This window comes from Wolbachia endosymbiont (group A) of Hylaeus communis, from assembly GCF_947251915.1.
In the GTDB taxonomy this organism is placed as follows: Bacteria; Pseudomonadota; Alphaproteobacteria; order Rickettsiales; family Anaplasmataceae; genus Wolbachia; species Wolbachia pipientis.
In genome coordinates, this window is the sequence record NZ_OX366396.1 from 1,425,021 (window position 1) to 1,445,314 (window position 20,294).

16 protein-coding genes and 2 pseudogenes are annotated in these 20,294 nt (G+C 34.6%); 14 read left to right on the forward strand and 4 right to left on the reverse strand.

What is annotated here, in order from left to right; translation table 11 throughout:
- Positions 1 to 35 precede the first annotated feature (35 nt).
- The 8 genes from rseP to surE all read left to right on the forward strand — a co-directional run bounded on the left by rseP (position 36) and on the right by surE (position 12,549).
- A complete protein-coding gene (gene rseP / locus OPR52_RS06975; protein ID WP_012673365.1) occupies positions 36 to 1,154 on the forward strand; it encodes an RIP metalloprotease RseP in 1,119 nt (372 codons plus the stop codon).
- An 8-nt stretch (positions 1,155 to 1,162) separates the two neighbouring features.
- The gene (gene bamA / locus OPR52_RS06980; protein ID WP_320109383.1) at positions 1,163 to 3,499 is read left to right on the forward strand and encodes an outer membrane protein assembly factor BamA; all 2,337 of its coding nucleotides are present in this window, start codon (positions 1,163 to 1,165) and stop codon (positions 3,497 to 3,499) included.
- The gene (locus OPR52_RS06985) at positions 3,500 to 4,051 is read left to right on the forward strand and encodes an OmpH family outer membrane protein (protein ID WP_077188197.1); all 552 of its coding nucleotides are present in this window, start codon (positions 3,500 to 3,502) and stop codon (positions 4,049 to 4,051) included.
- 4 nt (positions 4,052 to 4,055) lie between these two features.
- Positions 4,056 to 4,487 carry a 3-hydroxyacyl-ACP dehydratase FabZ gene (gene fabZ, locus OPR52_RS06990; protein ID WP_006279640.1) on the forward strand — a complete coding sequence of 144 codons (432 nt, stop codon included), beginning with the start codon at positions 4,056 to 4,058 and terminating at the stop codon, positions 4,485 to 4,487.
- 45 nt (positions 4,488 to 4,532) lie between these two features.
- The gene (locus OPR52_RS06995) at positions 4,533 to 7,415 is read left to right on the forward strand and encodes an FAD-dependent oxidoreductase (RefSeq protein ID WP_265038141.1); all 2,883 of its coding nucleotides are present in this window, start codon (positions 4,533 to 4,535) and stop codon (positions 7,413 to 7,415) included.
- Positions 7,416 to 7,718: 303 nt separating this feature from the next.
- Positions 7,719 to 9,278, forward strand: a complete 1,560-nt coding sequence (locus OPR52_RS07000) for a proton-conducting transporter transmembrane domain-containing protein (protein WP_264723470.1) — start codon at positions 7,719 to 7,721, stop codon at positions 9,276 to 9,278.
- Complete coding sequence (gene ffh, locus OPR52_RS07005; RefSeq protein WP_095742798.1) at positions 9,263 to 10,606, forward strand: signal recognition particle protein; 1,344 nt, start codon at positions 9,263 to 9,265, stop codon at positions 10,604 to 10,606. Before OPR52_RS07000 ends, ffh begins: the two co-directional genes overlap by 16 nt.
- Positions 10,607 to 11,796: 1,190 nt before the next feature.
- Positions 11,797 to 12,549 carry a 5'/3'-nucleotidase SurE gene (surE, locus tag OPR52_RS07010; RefSeq protein WP_264723003.1) on the forward strand — a complete coding sequence of 251 codons (753 nt, stop codon included), beginning with the start codon at positions 11,797 to 11,799 and terminating at the stop codon, positions 12,547 to 12,549.
- A 24-nt stretch (positions 12,550 to 12,573) separates the two neighbouring features.
- Here surE and hisS read toward each other — a convergent pair whose 3' ends face one another.
- On the reverse strand, positions 12,574 to 13,797 hold the full coding sequence (hisS, locus tag OPR52_RS07015; protein ID WP_264723004.1) for a histidine--tRNA ligase: 1,224 nt from the start codon (positions 13,795 to 13,797) through the stop codon (positions 12,574 to 12,576).
- Positions 13,794 to 14,366, reverse strand: a complete 573-nt coding sequence (locus OPR52_RS07020; RefSeq protein WP_151807847.1) for a NifU family protein — start codon at positions 14,364 to 14,366, stop codon at positions 13,794 to 13,796. The genes hisS and OPR52_RS07020 overlap by 4 nt, the downstream gene beginning before the upstream one ends.
- 160 nt (positions 14,367 to 14,526) lie before the next feature.
- Here OPR52_RS07020 and OPR52_RS07025 point away from each other — a divergent pair, with 160 nt between their 5' ends.
- Positions 14,527 to 14,787, forward strand: coding sequence for a J domain-containing protein (locus tag OPR52_RS07025; RefSeq protein ID WP_227738613.1), 261 nt, complete (start codon positions 14,527 to 14,529; stop codon positions 14,785 to 14,787).
- Positions 14,788 to 14,806: 19 nt separating this feature from the next.
- Here the strand turns inward: OPR52_RS07025 and OPR52_RS07030 are convergent, their stop codons facing one another.
- The gene (locus OPR52_RS07030; protein ID WP_265038146.1) at positions 14,807 to 16,336 is read right to left on the reverse strand and encodes an N-acetylmuramoyl-L-alanine amidase; all 1,530 of its coding nucleotides are present in this window, start codon (positions 16,334 to 16,336) and stop codon (positions 14,807 to 14,809) included.
- A gap of 68 nt (positions 16,337 to 16,404) precedes the next feature.
- Between OPR52_RS07030 and OPR52_RS07035 the strand changes: the two genes are divergently transcribed.
- From OPR52_RS07035 to OPR52_RS07045, 3 genes are all read left to right on the forward strand, one after another.
- Positions 16,405 to 16,575, forward strand: a complete 171-nt coding sequence (locus OPR52_RS07035) for a J domain-containing protein (protein ID WP_010082675.1) — start codon at positions 16,405 to 16,407, stop codon at positions 16,573 to 16,575.
- A 104-nt stretch (positions 16,576 to 16,679) separates the two neighbouring features.
- Positions 16,680 to 17,909 carry a cytochrome b gene (locus tag OPR52_RS07040; protein ID WP_006280242.1) on the forward strand — a complete coding sequence of 410 codons (1,230 nt, stop codon included), beginning with the start codon at positions 16,680 to 16,682 and terminating at the stop codon, positions 17,907 to 17,909.
- Positions 17,910 to 18,256: 347 nt separating this feature from the next.
- Positions 18,257 to 19,015, forward strand: coding sequence for a cytochrome c1 (locus OPR52_RS07045; protein WP_010963022.1), 759 nt, complete (start codon positions 18,257 to 18,259; stop codon positions 19,013 to 19,015).
- Positions 19,016 to 19,153: 138 nt separating this feature from the next.
- Here the strand turns inward: OPR52_RS07045 and OPR52_RS07945 are convergent.
- Positions 19,154 to 19,252 (reverse strand): annotated as a pseudogene (locus OPR52_RS07945) (IS5 family transposase); the annotation flags it as partial.
- A 47-nt stretch (positions 19,253 to 19,299) separates the two neighbouring features.
- On the opposite strand from OPR52_RS07945, the pseudogene OPR52_RS07050 reads away from it, so the two are divergent.
- A pseudogene (locus OPR52_RS07050) lies at positions 19,300 to 19,422 on the forward strand (IS630 transposase-related protein); the annotation flags it as partial.
- A gap of 71 nt (positions 19,423 to 19,493) precedes the next feature.
- Positions 19,494 to 20,231: a tRNA pseudouridine(38-40) synthase TruA gene (gene truA / locus OPR52_RS07055; RefSeq protein WP_264719016.1), complete on the forward strand. Its 738-nt coding sequence runs from the start codon at positions 19,494 to 19,496 to the stop codon at positions 20,229 to 20,231.
- The last annotated feature ends 63 nt before the right edge of the window (positions 20,232 to 20,294 follow it).

Sequence of the window (20,294 nt, forward strand, 5' to 3'; positions counted from 1 at the left end):
TATACTTAACATTTTGTTAAGATCTAAATATACAGGTGGAATTAATTTCTAATCTTATCCATCAATTTAGCGATGGAATATATTATTTTTTATCATTTTCTTTAATAATTTCTGTCATAGTATTCGTGCATGAATATGGGCATTATGTTGTTGCCAAAGCATGCAAAGTTAAAGTTGAATCTTTTTCCATAGGTTTTGGTCCTGAAATTTTTGGTTTTAACGATAAGTCTGGAACTAGATGGAAATTAAGCGCTGTTCCATTGGGTGGTTATGTTAAAATGCTAGGAGATACTAATGCAGCGAGTGTCCCAGCTGATCAACAAGAATTAACGGAAGAAGAAAAATTGTATTCATTTCATACAAAACCGCGTCATAAAAAAGCAGCAGTAGTTTTTGCAGGGCCTTTTGCAAACATGGTATTTGCTGTTATAGCTTTTACAATATTTTTTAGCATAGCAGGTTATTATCGCACTCCACCGGTGATTGAAAATGTAATCGAAGGTAGTGCAGCTAAGCAAGCTGGTTTGTTGCCAGGTGACACTATTACACAAATCAATGAGCATAAAATAAAATACTTTGAAGATATTTCACGTGTGATAATGTCGAATCCTAAAACAAGAATGGAGATTGAGTATAGCAGAAATAATGAGAAGCACAGGACCAGTTTAACTCCATTAATAATCAAGGACAAAGACGTTTTTGGCAACACAATAGAAAGAGAAACTATAGGGATTATTTCAGTCAATACATTAAAGCAGTCGTCTTTTCTTGGGGCTGTGAGCTTATCAGTAAGTGAAACTTACCACACTATGTGCTTAACGATCAAAGCTCTCTTTCACATTATTGTTGGTAAAAGGAGTATCAATGAAATAGGTGGACCAATAAAAATCGCAAAATATTCAGGACAATCAGCTAAAAAGGGATTTATTATGGTTCTATATTTTATGGCAATCATTTCAGCTAATTTAGCTGCAATTAACTTGCTGCCAATACCACTGCTAGATGGTGGGCATTTATTTCACTATATCATAGAAGCGGTTATACGTAGGGATTTAAGCTTGAAATGTCAAAAATATGCAGCTATTTTTGGTGCTTTAGTGTTGTTTTTGCTTATGGCAACTGGAATGTCAAATGATATCAGGGATCTTTTTTGAAATAAAATATGAAAAAGCTATTTTATATACTGGTAGTGGTTTTTATTTCTTTTCCTGCCCTGCTTGTTGCTTTAGGAACTGCGGAAAAAGTGCAGGTGAAAGATGTCAAATGTATTGGTAATGAGAGGGTAAGCAACCAGACAATAGGGTTCTATATAAAACTAAAATCTGGTGATTATATAAACGACGATGATATAGACTCAATTATAAAAGATCTATATAAAACAAAGTTATTTGCTAGTGTTAATGCTTACATAGATGATAAAAAAAATTTAGTAATAAAAATTCAAGAAAATCCACTGATTAACAAGGTAGTGTTAAAAGGCAATAAGTTATTTAACAGCAAAGAGCTGCTAAATAATGTGATTCAATCAAAGTCGCTAACTATTTTAACTGAAACAAAATTGCAAAGCGATTTAATGAATTTAATCACTACTTATAGAAATAACGGTAAGGTTGGCGTTAAAATTGAATATGAGTTGGAGAAGCTCGATAGTAATAGGGTCAATCTAATTTTCAAAATAAAAGAAGGCAAAACCTCTAAAATTAAGGATATAAGATTTATAGGCAATAAAAACTTTTCTGAAAATGAGCTAGAGCAAGTTATTAAAAGACATAGTAATGACATATTTAGTAAGTTATTTAGAGCCATTTTTAAAGGCGAAAATCATTATTCACCGCAATATCTATTGATTAACACAGAATTGCTCGATCGTTTTTATTCGTCTAAGGGATATATTCAAAATAATATTCAACCAATTGTTGAGGTTGATAATAACAATCAAACAGAGTTAACTTTTTTGATTGACGAAGGACAGCAGTATTTGTTTGGAAATAATGAGGTTAATATTGAAACTGAAATTCAGGATTTGAGCCTAAAAGAAGAAATATTGGATTTTATAACAGAGGAAAACGATAAGATATTTAATAGAGTTAAAATTAATAATACAGTAGAAAAAATAAACAAATATTTAAATGAAAAAGGATATATATTTGCAAAAGTTAATCCAGAGTATGCACAACGTGACAACGTTGTAGATGTAACCTACAGAGTGCTGCCGGGTAAAAAGATTTATATAAATCAAATTACAATTGATGGTAACGATCGCACTTTAGATAAAGTGATCAGAAGTAAGCTAAGTGTAGCAGAAGGTGATGCGTACAATATATCTGAGATTCAAAAGTCACGTAAAAAACTAATGAGTAGTGATTTTTTTGAAACAGTGAAAGTAAATAGTTATGCAGTTAATGATAATGCAGTAAATCTTGACTTAAGTGTTAAAGAAAAAAACACTACTTCGTTGTATTTGGGAGGAGGTGTGTCTCTTCCTGGTGGAGCATTGATTAAAATTGACCTCAAAGACCGTAATTTATTTGGTACTGGAAAAGAGCTCTCTTTTGCTCTTGAAAAAAGTCAATACGTATTTTCTACTGATTTAGAGTTTGTTGAAAATAATTTTAACGATTCTGATACGTCACTAGGCATGGGTGTATTTTATGAAAAACAAGATAAACCAAACACTACTTTTGATAGTTGCGATATGGGATTTTTTACAAAGTTATCATATAAAGTCACAGAGAACTTAACTAATTCCCTTCGCTATTCTTATAAGTATAATCATATACACATGGATAATAAGGGTGGACAAGACACCGATATCTCTGAAATAATACTGGACCGAAAAGGCAAACATCAGATTTCATCAGTGGGATACACGTTGGCATATAATAAACTGGATAATCTATATGCTCCAAAAGAAGGGTATTTACTGCGCTTAAGTCAGGATATTTCAGGATTGGGAGGAAACGTGAATTTCCTAAAATCTGAATTCTTATCTTTTTATACGCACCCTATATTAAGCAAAATTGACGATGATATAACGCTACGCTTTAAGATGGCGGCAGGTCATATTTTTTCTTATACTGATGAAAACCTAAACATTGGCCAGCACTTTTTTAAAGGGGGTAATGAGATTAGAGGGTTTGACCTTTCCGGTATTGGACCAAGAGCAGAAGACAAAAATAAAAGCTCATTAGGAGGCAAAACTTATTTTAATCTAACACAGCAAGTGGATTTTCCTCTACCAAAACTATATGACTATGCTGGTATCAAAGGCTCACTATTTGTTGACTATGCGACACTTTTTGGCTTAGATGATAAAAATAAGAAGTATGAAGGGAAATACTATGATAGCAAGCTTGTGAGAGTGTCACCAGGTTTTGGCTTTTCAATGCTTTCTCCTTTTGGTAGACTTAGATTGGATTTCGGGTTTCCTTTAGTAAAGGAATCTTATGATATAATACCATCACCAAATGTTAAATTTTCTATTGAAGCGGGGATTTGAATGAAATATATACAGTTATTTATATCAGTTATTGCCTTAATTATTTCCTTATTTGTGGGGTATAAGTTTGTAGGATATCAACCTCAGAACACAAAAGCTGCAATTATCGATAGTGACAAAGTCATCAATGAATCTCTTGCTCTGCAAAATATACAACAACAAATAAAGGAGCAGAATTCTAGATTACAACAAGAATTTGAAAGTGAGTTAGAAAAACTTAAGCCATCAAAAGAAGAATTTGAACTTTTGTCAGAAGAAGCAAAAAAAGAAAAGACAGAACAGTTTAATAAGCACACTGTAAATACTAGAGATAATTACGCTAAAAAAATGTTACATTTAGAAGAAAGCTATAGAGACGCAGTAGAGAGTGTTTTTAACAAGATAAAAGAAGTCGCTAAAAAAACGGCAGAAAAAAACAACATAGATTTGGTACTATTTATTTCAAAAAAGAACCAAGTTTTATACTCCATGGATGAAGTTGATTTATCAGATGTGGTATTAAACAATATAAACAAGAAAATACCTGAATTTGCTTTGAAAGGCATTGAGTAGGCTTATGCAATTTAATATCAGTGATATTATAAAAATATTACCACATTCTTATCCGTTTCTCTTAGTAGATAGAGTTATAGAGTGTGATCCTGGTAAAAGTATAAAAGCAATCAAAAATGTGACTTTCAATGAGCCATTTTTTATTGGCCACTTCCCTGGTCATCCAATAATGCCAGGAGTCTTGATAATTGAATCTCTAGCTCAGGCATCTGCTATATGTGTTCTAGGTAAAGAAACAATAGAAAATAAAGTTGTTTACTTGAGATCCATTGAAAATGCAAAATTCAGAAAGCCAGTTACTCCAGGGGACACATTGATTCTTCAAGCTAACATTCAAAGTGTGTGTTTAGGTGTACACAAATTTAGGTGTATTGCATCTGTTAGCGAAGAAAAAGTTGCAGAAGCAACAATCTCAGCAGTACTGCAAAATAAATAAAATCTTCATCTGTAAGAAACAGCATGTACACTTTATAGTATAGCAATGAAGCTGAATTTCAAAATCTCATTTTCGAATCTATATACTCGCAATGGATTAACAAAATTAGATGAGACATTTTTGAATTATATTAAATCATGTGATGAGAGCTTGTTTTGTTCATTAATTGAAGCAAGAGAAAAAGCAGCTTCTTCTTCGATGTCATCCCAGTGTCACCTCCCATCATCCCAGTGTCACCCCCCGTCATCCCAGTGCTTGACACTGGGATCTAGAAAACAAGAAGGACGGTCAGCTACTTGGATGACAGATAGCCAGCTCATTATAGACCTTTCGTACTTACTTGATGAATTTATTGCAAAACTTTTCAACATTGAAAAAGAAATAGAAGAGCTAAAGAAAAAGCACAACGACTTTGCTGTAATATATAAATGCAAAAGGTTATTTGTCCAACGCTATGCATTGAAGAAATACACTAATGTGGCGAATATAGATATTACTAACAAACTAAGTCATTTTCTCACTTTGCCAACAACAGAAAAAAATTTCGCTGAGCAGGTGATGCATTGGTTTGAAGATAAAGAAAATCACAAAGAGGAAATAGAACTTGCGGCACAATATGCAGTGTGGAGAGTAAAAAATAAACAGAGCATATTATTTAGCATACATAAAAAAATTGACCACGAAAACCTCATACCATTTTCTAAAAAAGAAGTGGACAAAGTTGAAGTGCTGTATTCAAATGAAGTAAAAAGACGATACGGTTTTGATCTAACAAGCAAAAAGGTGAGTTTGAATAAAGCACTAGATAATGCTCACTACTGCATATTTTGTCATAAGCAAAGTAAGGACAGCTGCTCAAAGGGGCTAATTAATAACGACAATACTTTTAAACAATCTCCACTAAAAGTTGAACTGCACGGCTGCCCACTAGAGCAGAAAATATCAGAAATGAATCTGGTGAAAAGCGAAGGGTACAGCATAGCAAGTCTTGCAATTGTGATGATAGATAACCCATTATGCGCAGCCACTGGACACAGAATATGCAATGACTGCATGAATTCGTGCATATATCAAAAACAAGAACCCGTAAATGTGCCAGCAATTGAAACAAGGATTCTGGATGATGTGCTCAGTTTACCGTACGGATTTGAAATATATTCTCTGCTCAGCCGTTGGAATCCTTTAAATTTTCAGCGTTCATTGCCAAGAGGAAACACTGGAAAAAACGTTCTAGTTGTAGGCCTTGGTCCTGCTGGTTTTAATTTAGCTCATCATTTGTTGAACGATGGGCATAACGTTATCGCCATTGATGGACTAAAGATTGAACCTTTGATCGATAATTTCCAGCTAATTAAAGATTTCAAACACGAAAAATTGAGTGAACGCATGGCAGGAGGGTTTGGTGGGGTGGCAGAATATGGTATTACTTCTCGGTGGGATAAGAATTACTTAAAGATTATTAGATTACTGCTGGAAAGACGTGAGAATTTCGTACTTTATGGAGGCATTCGTTTTGGTGGCACGATTAATGCTGATGACGCGTTCAACTTGGGTTTTGATCACATCGCCCTAGCACTTGGCTCTGGTAAGCCACGAATGATCAAAATAAAAAACATACTAGCTCGTGGAGTACGCATGGCATCTGATTTTCTGATGTCGTTACAACTGACTGGCGCTCTTAAATTTGATTCTATAGCAAATCTGCAAGTTCGTATGCCGATAGTTGTCATAGGTGCGGGGCTTACTGCGATTGACACTGCCACTGAAGCTTTAGCGTATTATCCAATTCAAGTAGAAAAATTTCTTCTTCGTTATGAGATATTAGTTGATAAGTATGGAAAGGACTGTGTTGAAAAAGATTGGACAGAAGAAGAACACAAAATTGCAAATGAGCTCATATCGCACGCAAAGTTGATCCAAGCAGAGCAAGAGTTAGCAAAAAAAGAGAATAGAGAAATAAAAATATTAGAGTTAATGCAGAGCCTCGGGGGAGTGAAAGTTATATATAGAAAAGAGCTAAAAGATTCACCAAGTTATCGATTAAATAGCGAAGAGGTGCAAAACGCATTATCAGAAGGGATTTACTTTATTGAAAACTTAGAGCCAGTTGAAGTTGTGACGGATAAATATAACCATGCTGAATTAATAAAACTGATAGACACAAAATCCGGCGAAATCAAACGTATAAAAGCACGTTCTATTTTTATAGCAGCAGGTACTGAGCCAAATACAGTTATTGCAACAGAAGATAAAAAGCATTTTAAATTAAGTAATGGGTATTTTACTCATTTGAATTCATCAGGAAAAGAAATAGACCCAATATTTTCTCCTAAAATGCAAAATAAAGATAGAATATTAGTGTATAAGCAAGGCAATAAAACAATCAGCTTTTTTGGTGATCTTCACCCTTCGTATAGTGGCAGCGTCGTGAAAGCTATGGCAAGTGCTAAGAACGGCTACCCTATTATTTCTCAGCTTTTGAGTGGAGTTAATAGCTTCGTTTCTGTCATTCCAGTGTGTGATGTTGTGGGCCAGAAAAAAAATGCGTGGTCAAGTGTTGAAGACCTGGCTAATAAAGAATTATTTAATAGAATCAAAGAGCAATTCACTGCAAAGGTTATAAAAGTTCAATATTTAACAGACAAAGTTGTGGAAATAGTGATCAAAGCACCACTTGCGGCAAAGAATTTTAAGCCTGGGCAATTCTTTAGATTGCAAAATTTTGAAACCAATGGCAGAAAAGCCAATAATACAAACCTTGCTATGGAAGGTATAGCCGTAACCGGCACTGAAGTAGACAAAAAAAAAGGAATTATTTCCACTATTGTGCTGGAAATCGGCGGCTCCACTAATTTATGCAGACACTTAAGAGAAGGCGAGCAAATAATTCTTATGGGCCCAACTGGCAGACCTACTGAGGTTTACTAAGTCTCAATATTAAAGTGATGCCAAATTTTATTTCAAAAAGTAAATAATTTACTAACGCTCGTGCACAAATTAAAAATAAATTATGCACGAGTGTAGCGTTATGAATTAGGAGTGCTATATTAAAGCTTACCTCACTATTAAAGCTATCGGTCAGATTAGATTAAAAACCTAATCTGACCGGTTTCTCTATAACCCTCTAAACTCTGATATAATTATATGATAATTAGTTTAATTAGTGGTTAATATGCAAATTGATTTTATTCATATATTGAGATAGCATAAACCATATTGGTTTTAATTATTGTGCAACTTTATAAATCGTCACTGTTACTTCTACTGACTGTATTAATAGTTATAGTCCTAAAATTACCTGAAAATTTGAGCATTGCAGTAAATTGGTCTCTCCCAATTCTAGATTTTGATTTATCTTTTCGTACCATACTAATATCTTTTTTATCAGTTGCATTTTTAGCTGTTCTACCAGCACAAAATTTGACTTTTTCAGAGATGCTATCTTTTGCTGCTTACACTATTAGTTCACTTTATGCAGTTTTATCTGAACATATGATATTGGTTATAATATTCTGTGAATTAATGACCATCAGTGCATTTTTTATTATCGCAGCTAGCTGTAGAGATAGTGGACCTGCAATAAGGTACGCTTGTGTACACTTTTTCGTTGGAGTTATATTAATAGCAGGATTGGCACTTCAAAGCACTAACCTGATAATTTTGGGTTTATTGATAAACTGCGCTTGTTTTCCTTTTTCATTTTGGGTTGTTGATGCATATCCTGCTGCATCGCTACATGGCACCACATATCTCTCTTTATTTACCACTAAAGTCTCTTTTTTAGTGATGCTTTTACACACTTACAACCTATGGCAAGATTGTACTGAAATATTAGCGCTTGTAGGCGCCATCACTGCAATTTACAGCATTATATTTGCTTCTCTTGAGCAAAATATTCGCAGATTTTTATGCTATAACGTTGTAGGACAAATGGGCTTGCTGATTATTGCAGGAAGTTTGCTCAGTCCTTCGGAAAAAGCAATACCAATTTTGATACTGCATATAATCTTCTCTCTTGTTTATCAATCATTATTGTTTGTGGTCAGTAATTCGATTATTTCACAAACAAAAACAATTAGTTTTAATGGAGTGGGTAAACTGATGTCAGTGGAAGGCATGTGTGCTATAATCGCAATACTTACAATGGCTGCATTTCCTGGAACCGTTGGATTTATCAGTAAATCATATATCACAGCTGAAATTGAAATGAACACTGTTGCCTTAAAAGGGTATAAAAATTTATATAAGCTTCTAAATTTGCTGCTTCATTTAAGCGTGGGGCTAAAGTTTCTTTATTACTTATTTATTGCAAAAAGTAAGTCAAAACCTTTAGCAGAGAGAGGAGGCAAAATGACTATGATTATTTTAGCATTTATATGCGTAATCGCTGGCAATCCTTACTTACCTATTTACAATAAACCTTCGATTTTCGATTTTGTGTACAACACAAAAAATATTTTGTCGCAATTTAATTTGTTACTATGTACCACTTTATTGTTTATTCCTTTACGCAAGTTATTTTACCCGAGAGTAAATTTTAAAATGGATGTTGATTGGATTTTTAGAGCTTTCATACCCTATATTGTCTTGTTGTTCAATCAGTTAGTCTCTAAAACTAGAGAAATGTTTGCCAGCGTAGTGCAAAACTTGACTAATCCACTTGTTGGTTTATACTTTAATAATATTACTAAACTTAAAGAAGTGCTGAGTTATAACTCAGTGAGTTTTGTTTCAGCTTCTTCTCTCTTTTTAATGAGTATTCTACTAATGCTATTATGTTTAAATCGTTAACTGAAAGTTTAAATTCTGTATTTAGTAAACTGAGAGGAAAGTCAATCATTTCTGAAGATGATTTTAATCTTGCCATGCGTGAAATACGCATAGCCTTAATTGAAGCTGACGTTTCACTTGAAGTTGCAAAAAAATTCATCAACGACATTAAAGATAAAGTGATTGGGGAAAAAGTCATAAAAAGTGTTTCTCCAGCACAAATGATAATTAAAATTGTACAGGATAATTTAGTTGCAGTTCTCGGATCAGAGAAAAGTGACTTAAATCTAGCAGTTAAACCCCCTGCTGTGATTATGATGGTGGGCTTACAAGGTGCAGGTAAAACAACTACCTCAGGAAAGCTTGCTTTAAAACTAAAAAAGCAAAAGAAAAAAGTGATGCTTGCCTCTTTAGACATTTATAGGCCTGCTGCCCAGAAACAACTTGAAGTGCTAGGTAAACAAATAGATGTGCAAACTTTACCTGTAGTAATAGATGAGAAGCCCATTACAATTACAAAAAGGGCAATAGCAATAGCAAAGAACGATAATTATGATGTATTAATACTAGACACTGCAGGCAGGCTTCATATTGACAATAATATGATGAATGAGTTGAAAGCCGTAAAGGAAATAGCTTCACCTGCAGAAGTTATTTTAGTAGCCGACGCAATGATAGGCCAGGATGCGGTCAACATTGCCAAATCATTCAATGAGGTAATAGGTGTAACCGGCATTATTCTCACCCGTGTTGATGGTGATGCACGTGGTGGTGCTGCTCTTTCTATGAAAATGATCGCCGATTGTCCAATTAAATTTATTGCTTGTGGTGAAAAATTAAGTGACCTCGATGATTTTTATCCCGATAGAATTGCAAAAAGGATACTTAGCATGGGTGATGTTGTATCATTGGTTGAAAAAGCTGCTGAGATTGTTGGTCAGGAAGAAATTGATAAGTTACAAAAGAAAGTGAAAAAAGGTAAATTCGACCTAAACGACCTAGTGGGAATGTTAAAAACTCTGAGTAAAATGGATGGCATTAGCAACATAATGAAATTCATTCCTAGTTCATTTACAAAAAAGCTAAGTAGCAGTGTGCCAGATGACAATAAAGTGAAAAAATATATAGCCATCATAAACTCAATGACTGAAAAAGAAAGGCAAAATCCAGATATTTTAAATGGCAAAAGAAGACTTAGAATTTCTAAGGGGTCCGGAACAACTGTAACTGACATTAATCTTCTAATTAAGCAGTATAATCAAATGAGCTCTATGGTAAATAAGTTCAGTAAAGTTGACCATAGTAAACTCAAAGAATCTGATTTGATGGATATGCTAAGCAGAAAGTAAGTCAGCAGGTAGTGGAATGAGACAAATCATCAGTAAACCTTTAGCTATATCAAAAGCGGCTTAGGTCTCGCAAAAAAATTTACAGCTTCTTGCTAGCCAAGAAATTTATTATTAATTTTAAGAAATACTATAGCTGACCCAAGCAACACGTCATACCGCGATTCATTTCATAACTGTACGAACATTGTAGTGTGGGCCACCAGTGGGGTGTCATCCGAGTAGCTTGACTACTTGGATCCAGAAAAAAGAATGGTGTCATGCAAGTAGCTGACACTGGTCTCCATCCAAAAGGGTGTCATCCGAGTAGCTTGACTACTTGGATCCAGGAAACTTAATTGCAAGTAATGCATTGGGTTTGGTGAGTATGGGTTTTGCGTTATAGAATGAAGCACTTTTTGTGAATTTGTAAAGAAAACTGGATCCAAGTAGTCAGGGCACTGGGATGACATCATCCTTTTTTTTGGATTCCAGACTGGAATGACAGCAGTCCTACGTCATACCGCGATTCATTCGCGGTATCTCTAGATCCCGCTAACAAGCAGCGGGATGACGGTTGTCGTTTAGCTACAAACATTAAGAAATTTACCAAATAAAAAAAAGGCAAAAGAAGCCCCGTGGTGGTTGGCTATTTACTATGTACTAAAATATCGGCGTTTTTTTATTCTAAAACGCTTGATTAAGAGCGATTTAGCTGCTTTTAACTTGCAACTAACCTACACCGCAAGTGTTTAAGAAATTTACTAAGCAGGAAAAAAGGCAAAGAAACCCCGTAGTAGCTAGCATTCAAATTCTCCCTTGTCAATTTGACGTTTTTTGCTGTCTTAAACGCTTTGTAAGCGCGTTTCGGCTTATATAGGTAAAAACCTAAAAATTTTTAAAGACATGCGATGCACGTAGTGCGAAAAATTAAACATGAGACGCCAAATACCCTAAGTTTTTTGTCATTAACCTGCACAGATTGCGAAGATAAATAAATAGCTTCAGTTTCATGATAAGGGGGCTGGCGGAGTTTGTCAAGTAAGTTTTTTCGTTTCTATTGTAATGACAGTTATGGCCTGTGCAAGAAATCTATTGATTTACAGCAGGTTCTTTGTTACAGTCCACAGTTATGCAAAGAAACTTAAGGCCTCATGAGTTTATTTACAGCCAGTGGTTTACATAATTTGGAACTGTATAGCTGAGTATTGTATATGATAATATTGATAACAAACGATGATGGCTTTGGAAGTGAAGGAATAAAATTACTCGAAGAGATTGCACGGAATTTTGCGCCAGAAATATGGATAGTGGCACCAGATACTGATAGAAGCGGAGCTGCAAGATCTCTTGATTATCCAGTGAAACAATCTATTGGAATAAAACAACATAGTGAAAGGGAATTTAGTGTGTCTGGTACTCCTGCAGATTGTGTCATTATTGCGCTAAATAAAGTTATGAATAAAAAACCAGACTTAATATTGTCCGGAGTAAATATTGGATCAAATGTCGGGGACGATATTTGTTATTCAGGAACAATTGGTGCTGTAATGGAAGGTGCTGCAAGGTCTATACCTTCTATTGCGCTAAGCCAAGTTTATCATGATAAAATAGACTGGCACAATACAAAGGTTTTTGCACCAAAGGTTATTGCCAAGCTAGTTAAGGTTGGTTGGCCTAAAAACATAGTGATGAGTGTAAATTTTCCTGCTACGGAAAAAGTAAAAGGAGTAGAATTTGCTGAACAAGGTGAATATAACATTGATGGGGATTTAATTTTTACTGAAAATTCGAATGGCTCTTTTAGCTTAAATTGGTCTCGAGAGCACTCAGGCAGTGGTAGTATAAATAAAATAAAAGAAGGATTTATTACTATTACACCGGTAAAATTAGATTTTACAGATTATGATACTTTGAATACTATGAAAAATTCTTGTGCAGACGAATTTTCTTCTATAGCTGACTGAGAAAAACATTTGCATTGCTCCTAATTAGATGTTTTCTATTGTGTTATCGCGAGCAATTATTTTTTCTTCACCTGTATCCATGTTTTTAATCTTTAAAGTTTTACTATTCAATTCTTCATCGCCAAAAATTAAAGCAGCTTTAGCATTTGCTTGATTTGCTTTTTTCATTCGGGTTCTGAGCGTTCCGCTATATTCATAGATTACATATAAACCATTTCTGCGCAATTCATTTGCAAGTGTTAAAGCATGTTTTTCAGCCTCTCTACCGATTGGAATTAGGTAAATAGGTCGCTCTTCTTTCGGAGAATAATTGATTAACTCCATTATGCGCTCAATACCCCCTGCAAATCCTATTGCTGGAGTGTGTTTTCCACCTACTGAAGATACTAAATTATCGTATCTTCCACCGGCAAAAACTGCCCCTTGTGCACCTAAATCCTCTGTAACAAACTCAAACACTGTGTGGCAATAATAATCCAAACCTCGAACTAGTTTATTGTTTACGGTATAAGGTATATCAAGAATTGTTAATCCATTTAGTATTTGTTCAAAGAAATCTGAGGACTCTTTCGTATAATAATTGCTGATTTTGGGCGCATCAGAAATTATTGATTTATCTTTCTCGTCCTTGGAATCCAGTATTCTGAGTGGGTTTTTGATCAACCTATTTTTGCTATCTTCTGATAGATCATTTTGATACTTTGTAAAGTATAAGATCAAAGCTTCTCTATATTTAGTTATTGTTTCACCATCACCTAAAGAGTTGATTTCCAGCTTTACATTTTTATTGATGCCAAATTCAGTTAGTAAGTGCTGAGCGAGTGATATCAATTCAATATCAGCTTTTGGATCTTCTATGCCAAAAACCTCAAAATTTATCTGATGAAATTGCCTTTGTCTTCCCTTTTGCGGTCTTTCATAGCGAAATGCAGGTCCTGTTGAGAATAATTTTATCGGTGTTTGCAGTTTTTTTTCAATGAGTAGCCTGACAATCGCTGCAGTGAACTCAGGACGTAAAGTTATGCTCTTTCCCCCTTTATCATTGAAGCTATACATCTCTTTAGTGATGATATCTGAGCTATCACCTAAGGTTTTTGTAAAAACCTCCGTGTATTCAAATATCGGAGTTTGAGCAGGCAAAAAGCCATATAGATTTGAGATTCTGCTTGCTGTTTGCTCTATGTGTTTAAACTTGTACCATTCATCAAACAGGAGATCTTTTGTTCCTCTAACCGTTTGATTAGTCATAGTGTGGTCTCTATACCTGCAATCTCTGGTATGTGGTAGCTCAGCATATTTTGCACTCCTTGCTTTAAAGTAATTGCAGCACTTGGGCATCCAGAGCAAGCTCCTTGTAACTCAACATAAACTATCCCGTCTTTATAGCCACGAAATTTGATATCGCCACCATCTTGAGCAACTGCAGGTTTGATATAACTTTCCATTAATTCTTTTATTCTATTTACAATTTCTATATCATTTTTATCAAAAAATTCTTCATCCGGTATATTATTATCATTTACTCCTTCTTTATCTAGTGCTTTTCCACCTGAAGTAAAGTGATCCATGATTGTAGTTAAAATTTCTACTTTTAATGTATCCCAATTAATTCCACCCAATTTTGTTACTGAAATAAAATCATGACCAAAAAACACTCTTACCACATGTTCTATTTGAAAAAGATTTGCTGCTAGTTTAGAATTTTTTATCTCATTTGCATTTGAAAAATCAGCCGTTTCTCCTTCGTTTAAAATTTCAAATCCAGGAAGGAATTTTAGCGTATTTGGGTTTGGTGTTTCTTCAATCTGGATGAACATGTTATTTACCATGACAATTATAATTGTTACTATTTAATCATAAAATGATAAAAAAATATACATGTCATTCATCTTTTTTCTTTTTTTAGTATTCATAGTAATTACATTTGTCTTGCCTAGCGTTGTTGTATTTTTTCTTTTCCTGACAAAAAAAAATAATATGAGTTTCATGATGAACTCTATATTGAGTAAGTTTTTGAACGAATTTAGTAGCAGTAGAAGTTATACTGAAAATTACACTGGTGATAACATGTCCAAGGATGAAGCATTAAAGATACTGGGGCTGAATCCTGAGGCAAGTCAAAATGAAATCAATAAAGCATATCAAAATTTAATGAAATTAGTTCACCCAGATAAGGGAGGCTCGGAATATTTTGCGCAAAAGCTAAATGCGGCACGTGATAAATTGTTAAAAAAGTGATCTTAAAAAAAGTTTTCGTTTAACGAATTTCTTCCTTTGCTTTTTCTAAATACTCCAATATTGCTTCATGTAGTGCAGTCCATGTTATCTGTTCTTCCAGGGAAGGTATAAATTCTTGTCTCCAAGCATTCTTAAACTCCTGAAACCACTGTTTTTCAAAACCCTGAAATTCTAAAGAAATATCTACTTTAAAGCTATCAATTAAACTGGAAACTTCTGCAGCTTTAGAGCTATCTAGTGATTTTAAAGATAACACTCCACTCTTTAAAATCTCTAACTCTTCCAATACATTAAGCTTAAATGGTTTATAGAGTGAAGACCATATGCGATATCTTAAATAAGAATCATAGTATAACTTAATTTTGTACATTAAAGTGGTAGATGCATCAGGAGAAATGTTATTCTCATATTGTGCAAGAGAAGATAATAAATTCTCATAATCTACTTTGCTTAAACATGGTTGTAGAGTCGATTTAATTTTTTCACTAAAGGTTAGATAACTAGAAGAAATGCCATGACTATATTCACTAAAGAATTCAGGAAATATATCTGCTTGTTCTAGTTTAAGAGGTAGATCTTTTCTAATTTCTCTTGGTAAATTATGTATTGAAAACTGATAAATAACCCATACAAAATTCTCATCAAACTCATCTGAGTAATCAGCCTTATTATCAGGAAAAATTACATTACCTTTCTTATCATTCCAAGGTTCTATCTTATAGAAAAATCTGTTCAGCCTTTGTTTTAATTTCAAAATACCTTCATTTCTATCACCTGCTTTATACAATGTTTTGCCCATTTTGTGTTTAGCATCTTTAGGGTTTATTCTGTCACTTATGTGCAATCCAATTTCATTTTTCTCTAATAACTCCCAATCAAACAATTTGTGTGGATCTGGTTTACGCATTGTATAGCCAAGCTCTGGATCATACACTATAGTTCCTATTTCAGAATGACTAAATATCATATCCCTTTTAATTTTAAAACGCTCCATAAGGTATAAAATCAGCTCTTTAACGGACCTCATTTGCTCTTCCGGAAAAGGCTCAAGTCCTGTGTTTACAATTTCAATACCTACAGAATAGTTGTTAAGCTTCCGTAACTCTTCAAGCTTACTATCTACCTTAACTCTTGCATAACTAATACCAGCATGCCATGCTTCTTTCTCTAATGGAACCATTAAGGTGATGCTGCCATCCCTATCGACAATAAAATGAACTGACAATCCTCTAGCATTCAGCGTATCTTTTGTACCTTTTAGTGTTGATGTTTCAGTATGGTGAACTATAACCATTAACACTTTTTTACCTGCCCTATCACCATAATTTAAAGCTGAAGCTGGATCTAAAAATAACAAATCCTGATCTTTCAATAATGGTAATTTTTCTTGTAAATCTTGAAAATCATTCTCGATATTGCTTGAACTGGATACTTGCCCAGATATGAGAAATGCTGAGACAGTAATCAGTAAAACTAATAAATATTTGTTGACTTTAGATAGTTGGATTTTCATAACATCTTCATAAACACTTTGTAGATAATTTTTCATTATATAGTTAGAATAGGGTTGTTGAATAAATTTACAAGACAAAATCATACTAGTCTGGTAGTAGTAACATGTTCAGAGATGGAGCATTTAAAGTGCTAGGAATAGATTCTGGAGCGAACCAAAATGAAATCAATAAAGCATATCAAAATTTAATGAAATTAGTTCACCCAGATAAAGGAGGCTCGGAATATTTTGCACAAAAATTAAACGCAGCACGTGACAGGTTGCTGAAGAGGTAATTAATATTGCTTTAAAGTTTTTATTTGTGCGTAAAGGATAAGTTGCTACAATAAAAAAATAAGATAAAAGTAGCAATGGACATCTGTTCAGAAAGGTTTAAGTTATGCAGGAAGATAACAAAAAAGAAACAATAAAAGAAGAAAAAGGCATATTAGGATGGATAGAATATAGATTGCCTATATTTTCTTTTCTAAGACACACTGCTTCTTACCAAGTGCCAAAAAACTTAAATTATGCTTGGAACTTTGGCTCTTTGGCTGGTATAGCGCTGATTTTACAAATAATAACAGGTATATTTCTTGCTATGCACTACACTCCGCATGTTGATTATGCGTTTAATAGTGTAGAGCGCATAATGCGAGATGTGAATTACGGGTGGTTAATACGCTACACTCACGCTGTTGGAGCATCGCTCTTCTTTATGGTAGTCTATGTTCATATAATGCGTGGATTATATTACGGATCTTATAAAAGACCGAGAGAGATGGTGTGGTTTATTGGAATATTTATATTTTTTGCAATGATGGCAACTGCCTTTATGGGATATGTATTGCCTTGGGGACAAATGAGTTTCTGGGGTGCAACAGTTATAACCAACTTATTTTCTGCTATACCTTTAATTGGCAATAAAATAGTTATATGGTTATGGGGTGGTTTTTCAGTGGATAACCCAACACTTAACCGTTTTTTCGCTCTGCATTATCTTCTGCCTTTTGTTATTATTGCTTTAGCTATGCTTCATGTGATAGCTCTGCATAGGTTTGGCTCTGGTAACCCAAGTGGAGTGGAGGTAAAATCAGATAAGGATACCATCCCTCTCTATCCTTATTATATAGTCAAGGATTGCATAACTTTTGGTCTGTTTTTTGTAGTTTTGTTCGCATTTGTTTTCTATGCTCCCAATTATCTTGGGCATCCAGACAATTATATAGAAGCTGATTCTATGGTCACTCCGGTACATATAGTGCCAGAGTGGTATTTTTTACCTTTTTATGCAATGCTACGTTCAATTCCAGATAAACTTACTGGTGTGCTTACCATGTTTGCGTCTATTTTAGTGTGGTTTTTGTTACCTTGGCTTGATAAATCAAAAGTTAAAAGTGGTGCTTATCGCCCGGTGTTTAAGAAATTTTTTTGGGTTTTTGCAATAAATTTTGTACTTCTTGCCTGGCTTGGAGGACAAGAGGTAAAAGAGCCTTACATCACTATGAGTAGGCTATCTACTCTTTATTACTTTGCATACTTTGTGATAGTTTTACCACTGCTTAGTAAGTATGAAAAGCCAAAAGAACCACCAAAAACCTTAAGTGATTCTGTGCCGGAGATGAGGTGATGTCAATTCAAAGCAGATCTCTTACAAAATTCTCTGTCATCCCAGAGCCCTCTTTTGTCATCCCAGTACTTGACACTGGGATCCAGAAAAAAAATAAATGGATTCCAGCATCATGTACACAATTGTATGAACGTTGTATACAACACACAGTGTCATTCCACTATCTTCCGTTGTCATCCCAGTGTCAAGCACTGGGATCCAGGTATAAAAATACTTACAAATCATGCAATGGACAACAGATTCTAGGAGTGCATGATAACCATAATGTCAGTGATGAAATAAGCTGGATTCCAGTGTCAGCTACTTGCATGACATCAATTCGAAATTTACTAAAACAGTGGTTATGCATGGGATCTAATGTATTTGCAATCTTCTGCATGTTATTTCTATCTAGTCTTATATCTGCAGAAGAATTTAAATCATCACCAAATAAGAAAATAGACTGGAAATTTGATGGAATTGTCGGATCTTTCGATAGAGAGTCAATTCAGCGTGGCTATAAAGTGTATAAAGAAGTCTGTGCTGCTTGTCATTCAATGAATAGGGTAGCATTTCGTAATTTGCAAGATGTCGGTTTTTCTGAAGAAGATGTAAAACAAATAGCAGCTTCTTATCAAGTTAAAGATGGTCCGAATGATTTGGGTGAAATGTTTGACAGACCTGGAGTACCTTCGGATTATTTTATTGCGCCTTTTGATACAAAAGAAGCAGCTGCAGCAAGCAACAATGGTGCAGTCCCACCAGACTTATCATTAATTATTAAAGCAAGGCATGATGGTGCAAATTATGTCTATTCATTGTTAACAGGCTATCAAAACGGCGAACACGATGAAAATGATTTATATTTTAATTCGTATTTTCCAACAGGCAGATTAGCTATGGCGCCACCACTTTCTGAAGGAATGGTGGAATATGATGGTGCAAGGCAAGCCACAGTTGAAAATATGGCGTATGATGTGATAAATTTTTTACAATGGGCAGCAGAGCCAGAATTAGAGCGCCGGCATAAACTTGGATTAAAAGTAGTGGCGTATTTTATAATTTTAACAGTGTTTTTTGTATTAACTAACAACAAAGTTTGGAGCAAGCTCTATAAAAAGAAGTGATAGTCAATTTTGCCTCAAGCACAATGGTTGTCATCCAAGTAGCTAACACTGGTTCCTTTATGACGGTGTCATCCGAGTAGCTGACACTGGGATGGCTTTGTCGCATCGTACCTTATACGGTAATAATTTACGATAAATTCATGTAGCCATTTCGAATTTAGCCATACCAATGTCAGTAAATTTATTAAGCAAATAGCACTTAATGAGCAGTTCTTTTTCACGATTTATAGCTCTTTTCATAGAAGTCCGGATGTGATAAGGATAGATAATGATAAGGAGGTTGAATGCCAGCAGCATATAGTTATGATTTAAGAAAAAAAGCAATGGAGGCGCTAGACGAAGGAGAAAGCAGAGAAGCAGTGGCAGCAAGATTTAAGATTGGACGAACTACTTTATGGGAGTGGCAGCACTGTAGGCTTGACTATAAATTATGTTAAGATAGAAAATGACTATTTTAGATAGAGCTTGATGTAATGCAGTGCGATACAAAATAACGGTAGAATATAATGGTAGTAATTTCTCTGGTTGGCAAAAACAGCAACACTCTGCTAACTCAATCCAGGAGAAGATAGAAAATGCTATATTTAATTTTAGCGGTGAGAAAATTGCCTTGTACTGTGGTGGCAGGACTGATGCAGGGGTTCATGCTTTAGGACAAGTTGCTCATTTTGATATGGAAAAGGAATTTGAGCTTTATAGAATAAGAAATGCAATAAATTATCATTTAAAATCAATTCCTATAGTCGTGCTCAATGTAGAAGTTGTAGATGATGCGTTTCACGCACGGTTTTCAGCAAAAAAAAGATATTACGAATACAGAATAGTTAATCGCTATGCTCCTGCCGCTCTGGAGACAGGTTATGTATGGCAAGTGTTTAGTCCACTTGATGTAAATATTATGCGTGAAGCTGCTAAACATCTACTTGGAAAACATGACCTTTCAAGTTTCCGTTCAAAAGATTGTCACGCCGCAAATCCGATAAGAACAATTGATGATATCGATATAGTACAAAACGGGAATCATATACACATCAAAATATCTGCTATTTCCTTTTTACATAACCAAGTGAGGATTATTGCGGGTACTTTAGTTGAATTTGGAAAAAATAGAACCAATCCGCAAGAAATGCTACATATATTAAGCCAATGCAAAAGAAGTGCTGCTGGGGTTACCGCGCCGCCTTTTGGCTTGTATTTGGTAAAGATAGATTACTAATTTAATAAAAAGTAACGTTCTTAGTGAAATAAGTTCCATACCGCCGCAGTATCTCCAGATCTC